This is a genomic window from Methylorubrum zatmanii (assembly GCF_014845115.1).
In the GTDB taxonomy this organism is placed as follows: Bacteria; Pseudomonadota; Alphaproteobacteria; order Rhizobiales; family Beijerinckiaceae; genus Methylobacterium; species Methylobacterium zatmanii.
This window is the reverse complement of record NZ_NKUI01000387.1, coordinates 1-1,324: the sequence shown is the minus strand read 5'-3', so window position 1 is coordinate 1,324 and position 1,324 is coordinate 1. Positions and strand designations below refer to the sequence as shown.

At 70.2% G+C, this 1,324-nt stretch carries 2 protein-coding genes; one reads left to right on the top strand and one right to left on the bottom strand.

Going from position 1 to position 1,324, the window contains the following annotated elements; translation table 11 throughout:
- On the top strand, nt 1-999 hold a 999-nt coding region (locus MZTS_RS24905), incomplete at its 5' end, for an outer membrane beta-barrel protein (protein ID WP_192286005.1).
- Between the two features lie 9 nt (nt 1,000-1,008).
- Here the strand turns inward: MZTS_RS24905 and MZTS_RS24900 are convergent.
- The coding region (locus MZTS_RS24900; RefSeq protein WP_192286003.1) for an AprI/Inh family metalloprotease inhibitor at nt 1,009-1,324 on the bottom strand (316 nt) is incomplete at its 5' end.

Sequence of the window (1,324 nt, the reverse complement as noted above, 5' to 3'; positions counted from 1 at the left end):
GAGCTGGCCCTGCGCAGCGAGTGGTCGGCGAGCGAGTTCACCGCCGAGATGCGCGGCAGCTACCTCGACTATCCGCAGAACCAGGAGGCCAGCCGGCCGAACGCGGTGGGCACCTCGCGACTGCGCATCGACGTCGACCGCGACACCCGCCTGGAACTGGAGACACGCTTCCTGCTCGACAGCCAGCGCCTCGGCAGCCCCGATCTCGGCGCTGCGGCCACGACCCGGCCGCTCTTCGCCACCTACGGTGCCACCGCCGGGGTGCAGGAAACCTTCAACCGCCTGCAGCTCTCCCTGCGCGGCTCGATCGACCGCTCGGTCTTCGAGGATGCGCAGCTGAGCGACGGCACGCTGATCCGCCAGAGCGACCGCAACGCCAACCAGTACGGCCTGCGCCTGCGCGCCGGCTACGAGATCTCGCCCGCGATCACGCCCTTCGTCGAGACCTTCCTCGACACCCGGATCTACGATTCACCCGTGGATCAGTTCGGCCTGCGCCGCGATTCCGACGGCATCGCCTTCACCGCGGGCGCGCGGGTGCAGCTCAACAGCGCCCTCACGGCCGAGGTGTCGGGCGGGCTGCAGCACCGCTCCTATGTCGACCGCTCGCTGCAGGACATCGACGCGCCGCTCGTCAACGCCGCCCTGGTCTGGTCGGTCTCGCCGCTCACCACGGTGCGCTTCAATCAGCAGACCGGGGTGATCGAAACCTCGGTCCCCGGCTCCAGCGGCGCCTTCACCGATGCCGCGACCCTCGAGGTGCAGCACGACCTGTTCCGCAACCTCTCGATCACCCTGGGCGGCGCCTACCTGTCCAACACCTATGACGGCGTGAACATCCGCGAGCGGGGCTATTCCGCCACCGCCCGGTTCGATTACCGCTTCAACCGCTGGCTGGCGCTGCGCGGCAGCTACATCTACTCGACGCTGACCAGCACCGTTCCGCTCTCGAGCTACGAGGCGCATACGGTGCTGCTCGGCGTGCGGGTCAACCCGTAGGCGAAGCCCTCACCGGGCGAGCGAGAGCTGCGCGCCGGATTTCGAGAGGGCGCCGTCGAGGCTGCCGCCGGCCTGGCGCAGGCGCGCGGCGACGGTGCCGCCCGGCTGGTAGAGATAGACCTCGCCGTCGCGGAAATCCCAGGCCGAGACCTTGGCGAGGTCCTTGTTGGCGCAGCCCGCCGTCGAGGCCTTGTAGAGGTCGAGGGAGGGCGTGCTCGACAGCGACACCTTGCAGCTGCCCGCCGCATCGGTGGCGTTCCACGAACCCACCACCGAGGAACGGCCGGTCGCCACCACCGGCGGCGGAGCGGGCGGGGGCGGCGGC